This is a genomic window from Streptomyces sp. SID3343, assembly GCF_009865215.1.
Classification (GTDB): domain Bacteria; phylum Actinomycetota; class Actinomycetes; order Streptomycetales; family Streptomycetaceae; genus Embleya.
This window is the reverse complement of the sequence record NZ_WWJX01000930.1, coordinates 1-4,720: the sequence shown is the minus strand read 5'-3', so window position 1 is coordinate 4,720 and position 4,720 is coordinate 1. Positions and strand designations below refer to the sequence as shown.

Genomic DNA, 4,720 nt, shown 5'->3' with positions numbered 1-4,720 from the left:
CCGGGCCCAGTACCTCGATGATCTCCACGACGTGGTCCTCCTGGCCGACGACTCGGCCGTGCATGACGAGACGGTCACCCTTGGTGGCGTGCATGACGACTGGCTCCTCTGGGGGCGGGGCTGGGCTTCATGTCGAACCGATGGTAATGGTCCGACCACTTTGAGTATCCATGGAAGCGAACTCGACCGGGCTCGGCCCGGCGGCCGGGTGTTGGGCCGGGCGGGGGTGACGGGCGGCGCGTCGGCGGCTCGGCGATCGGGCGGCCTGCGAGGGTGTTCGGGAGATCGCACCGCGGTCCCGCTCGTGAACAGGAGGCACCCCGGTGGACGATGCGCGGACCCCCGAGGAAGTACACGTCACCACCCCCACGCCGGGGCGTGGAGCGCCCGGGACCGGCGAGCCCGGACGGCGGGACTACGACCACCCCAGCGCGGGGTGGGGAGCGGCGGTCGGCGTCGGTCGGGTCCTGGCACGGACGAGGGAGCCGGTCGACGGCGTGCGGGCCATCCTCACCATGAATCACGCCGACGGCGGGTTCGACTGTCCCGGGTGCGCCTGGCCGGACGACTACGCGGGGCTGCACCTCGACCTGTGCGAGAACGGCGTCAAGCACACCACGTGGGAGATGACGCCCAAGCGGGTGAAGCGCGAGTTCTTCGCCCGGCACACCGTCGGCGAGCTGGCCGGGTGGAGCGATTACGAACTGGAGGATCAGGGGCGGCTCACCGAGCCGATGGTGTACGACCCGACATCCGACCGCTATGTGCCCATCACCTGGGCGGACGTGTTCGTGCTGGTCGGCGACACGTTGCGCGGGCTGGACAGCCCGCACCGGGCGGCGTTCTACACCTCGGGCCGGCTGAGTAACGAAGCGACGTTCCTGTACCAGCTGTTCGTCCGCGAACTGGGCACCAACAACCTGCCCGACTGTTCGAACATGTGCCACGAGGCCAGTGGTCGGGCGCTCACCGCGAGCATCGGCACCGGAAAGGGCACCGTCGCCCTGGAGGACTGGGACGAGGCCGACGCGCTGTTCGTGCTCGGCGTCAACGCCGCCTCCAACGCGCCGCGGATGATCACCTCACTGGCCAAGGCATATCGCCGAGGCGCGGCGATCGTGCACGTCAACCCGATGGTGGAGGCGGCGTCGACGCGCACCATCGTGCCGCACGAGTTCACCCACATGGCCCTGAACAAGGCCACTCGGACCTCGACGCTCAACCTCCAGCCGGTCATCGGCGGCGACCTCGCGCTGCTGCGCGGCATGGCGAAGGCGGTGCTGGCGCAGGCCGAGCACGACCCCGGCGCGATCGACCACGAGTTCCTCGACCGGTTCACGCACGGTTTCGAGCAGTATCGGGACCTGTGCGCGCAGACCCCGTGGGCGGACGTCGAGGCGGGCTGCGGCCTGTCCCGGGACCGCATCGAGGAGGCGGCCCGGACGTACACCCGCTCCGCGCGCACCATCGTCGCGTGGTGCCTGGGCATCAGCCAGCACAACCACGGCGTCGACACCGTCCGGGAGATCGTCAACCTGCTGTTGCTGCGCGGCAACATCGGCCGCGAGGGCGCGGGTCCGTGCCCGATCCGCGGGCACAGCAACGTCCAGGGCAACCGTACGTGCGGCGTCGACCACCACCCCTCCGCCGCCTTCCTGGACCGGCTGGCCGCGGCCTGCGACATCGAACCGCCGCGCGAGCCGGGGCTGGACACGGTACGCACGATCGAGGCCATGCACCGCGGCGACGTCGAGGTGTTCGTCGGCATGGGCGGCAACTTCGCGATGGCGGCGCCCGACACCGCGTTCACCGCGGCGGCCCTGCGCCGGTGCGCGCTGACCGTGCACGTCAGTACCAAACTCAACCGCAGCCACGTCGTGCACGGCCGCCGCGCGCTGATCCTGCCGTGCCTGGGCCGTACCGAGAAGGACCGGCAGGCCGGCGGCGAACAGGCGGTCAGCGTCGAGGACTCGATGAGCATGGTCCACCTGTCGCGCGGCATGAAGCGACCCGCCGCAGGCACGCTGCGCTCCGAACCCGCGATCATCGCCGGCATCGCCGCCGCCGCGTTGCCGGACAGCGCGACGCCGTGGCGCTGGTACGTCGAGGACTACGACCGGATCCGCGACACGATGGCGCAAGCCCTGGACGGCTTCGACGACTTCAACCGCCGGGTCCGGACCAAGCGCGGCTTCCGGATCCGCCAACCGGCCCGCGAGCGGATCTTCCTGACGCCGACCGGGCGCGCCGAGTTCTCCACCGCGCCGCTGCCGACCGTCGGCGCCCCGGACGGCATGCTCGTGCTGGCCACCGTCCGCTCGCACGACCAGTGGAACACCACCATCTACTCCGCCGACGACCGCTACCGGGGCGTACGCAACCTGCGCACGCTGGTCCTGCTGAACGGCGCGGACATGCGGGAGCGGGCCTTGGCCGAGATGGCCCTCGTCGACATCACCAGCGTCGCCCGCGACGGCACCCGCCGCACGGTGCACGGATATCGGGCACTGGGCTACGACCTCCCGCGCGGCTGCGCGATCGGCTACATGCCGGAACTCAACGTGCTGTGCCCACTGGGCGACTTCAGCGAACAGAGCGACCAACCGATCATGAAGCACCTCAACGTGGAGATCACCGCGTCGACGACGACCACCCGACCGGCGGACGGGTAGGGCCGGGTCGCGGCTGCGGACGGTGGGCGCGGCGCCGCTGGCACTTGATTGTGTCAAGTGATTGGGTGATGCTCTGGGGGCTTACCTGGTCGATGGAGGTGGAATCGCGTGGGCTATGACCCTTTGGCGGTCGGTGGTGTGGCGGACTATCCGGTGAAGGTCGGCAGTATGTTGCTGACCCTGGTCGATCCGCATCGTGGGTTCGAGAGCGCCTACAACCGTTGGTACGAGCGGGACCACTTCTACGCGGGCTGCATGGTGGGGCCGCACTTGTTCGCCGGGAGTCGGTGGGTTGCCACCCGCGAGCTCAAGAATCTGCGCACGCCCGCCGAGGCGCCCGCGCAGGGCGCGGTGGCGGAACCGGTCGACGCGGGATCGTACGTCGGGATCTATTGGGTGGAACGCGGGCACCACGTCGACCACTTCGACACGTGGGCGCGGCCGCAGGTGAAGGCGCTGTACGAGGACGGGCGCGGCTTCGCCGAGCGCACGCACGCGCACACCGCGTTGTACGACCACGTCGGCACGGTGTATCGGGACGAGGACCCGGTGCCGGTCGAAGTGGCGCTCGATCACGGCTACGACGGCATCGTGGCGGTGTGGTTCGACGCGGTCGGCGGGCGGGACGCGGCGGTTCTCGACGGGCGGCTCGCCGCCGAACGCACGCCCGCCCTGCTGCGGGGCTCGGCCTTCGAGATCGCCGCGTCGTGGACTCCCTCGCCCGGTGAGGACGAGGCCCGGCAGAGGCAGCCGATGCCGCTCGGTACGGCGCCGGGTGGGCCCGAGCGCCTGGTCCAGTTGCTGTTCTGCCGTGGAGACGTCCGCGAGGCCCTTGCGGGCGTCCGGGCCTACACCGACGCCGTCGAGGAGGACGGGCTCGCCGTCACCCGACTCGTGGCTCCGTTCTTTCGCACCGTACCGGGGACGGATCGGCACGTCGCCGATCTGTGGTGACGACCGCTTCCCGACGAACCCGCCCCGGCTTCGCCCGGGGCGGGTTCCACCGGAGCAGACCGGCCGACCACACCGTCGGCACCGGGGTGTGCGTCGGCTCCCACCTCAGCGGAAATCACGACAGGAGGTGTCGTGATTCGTTGAGAGCGTGATCAAACGACCGCGGGGCAGCCCGAGGGGTCACGTGACGAGAGAGGGTGCCAAGTGGGATCTCAGGTCAATCCGTGCATCACGTTCAACGGCGATGCACGGCAGGCGATGGAATTTTACCGGCGCGTCTTCGGCGGCGAGTTGGAGCTGGGAACCGTCGCGGACTTCGGCTCACCGGACGCGCCCAACGCCGACAAGGTCATGCACTCCCGCCTCGATACTCCTGCCGGCTACACGCTGATGGCATGGGATTTTCCCGACGACAGGCCGGGTCACCCGCCATACCGGCCGGGGAACAACGTCGCGCTCTTCGTAGGCGGCGACGACGACGGCGAACTGCGCGAGTACTTCCGGAAGCTGTCCGAAGGTGGCACCGTCACCCTGCCGCTGGAAAGGCAGGTCTGGGGTGACGAGGCGGGTTCGGTCGTCGACCGGTTCGGGGTCACCTGGATGTTCAACCTCAGCGCCCGGCCCCGGTGATCCCAATGATCGACAACCGAGTCGGCCGCCCTGAACGAGAAGTCGGATGCCCGTTCCGTCGACCGCCTTGCGTGTACCCATGACACGGCACATTGCCGATCGGCAATGATTCGAGTGACATCACGAAAAATGAGGGCTTTCGGGGCCATCCCGGCTCGTTGCGGGGCTCGGGTCGGGCCGGCCGCAGTAGCCTGAACATATGACGAAAGCCGCATTTCGGGGCATGGGCGTGTGGTCTAGGGTGGCCACGCTCGTGCTCGCCGTGGCGGCGCTGATCCTCGCCGCGGCTCCTGCCCACCCCGTGCCCGGCCGCCCGGCGCCTGCGCCCCCGGTTTCCGCCGTTCCTGCCGCTGCGGTTCCCGTCGGCGCCGTTCCCGCCGCGGCCGGTGGTGGCATCGGGGTGATCGCCGCGTCGCTGCGCAACGATCCCGTGTACACCGTCCCCGAGGCCGCCGACGTGTTGC

Annotated in this window: 5 protein-coding genes; 4 read left to right on the top strand and 1 reads right to left on the bottom strand. The window is 69.9% G+C overall.

What is annotated here, in order from left to right:
* Window positions 1-94, bottom strand: a 94-nt coding sequence (locus GT354_RS29040) for a DUF1918 domain-containing protein (RefSeq protein WP_161359341.1), incomplete at its 3' end; no start/stop codon positions are given.
* A 229-nt stretch (window positions 95-323) separates the two neighbouring features.
* Here GT354_RS29040 and GT354_RS29035 point away from each other — a divergent pair.
* From GT354_RS29035 to GT354_RS29020, 4 genes are all read left to right on the top strand, one after another.
* Window positions 324-2,672: an FdhF/YdeP family oxidoreductase gene (locus GT354_RS29035; RefSeq protein ID WP_161359340.1), complete on the top strand. Its 2,349-nt coding sequence runs from the start codon at window positions 324-326 to the stop codon at window positions 2,670-2,672.
* A 108-nt stretch (window positions 2,673-2,780) separates the two neighbouring features.
* On the top strand, window positions 2,781-3,626 hold the full coding sequence (locus GT354_RS29030; RefSeq protein ID WP_161359339.1) for a hypothetical protein: 846 nt from the start codon (window positions 2,781-2,783) through the stop codon (window positions 3,624-3,626).
* 204 nt (window positions 3,627-3,830) lie between these two features.
* Window positions 3,831-4,256, top strand: a complete 426-nt coding sequence (locus GT354_RS29025; RefSeq protein ID WP_161359338.1) for a VOC family protein — start codon at window positions 3,831-3,833, stop codon at window positions 4,254-4,256.
* A gap of 199 nt (window positions 4,257-4,455) precedes the next feature.
* On the top strand, window positions 4,456-4,720 hold a 265-nt coding region (locus GT354_RS29020; RefSeq protein WP_202512439.1), incomplete at its 3' end, for a hypothetical protein.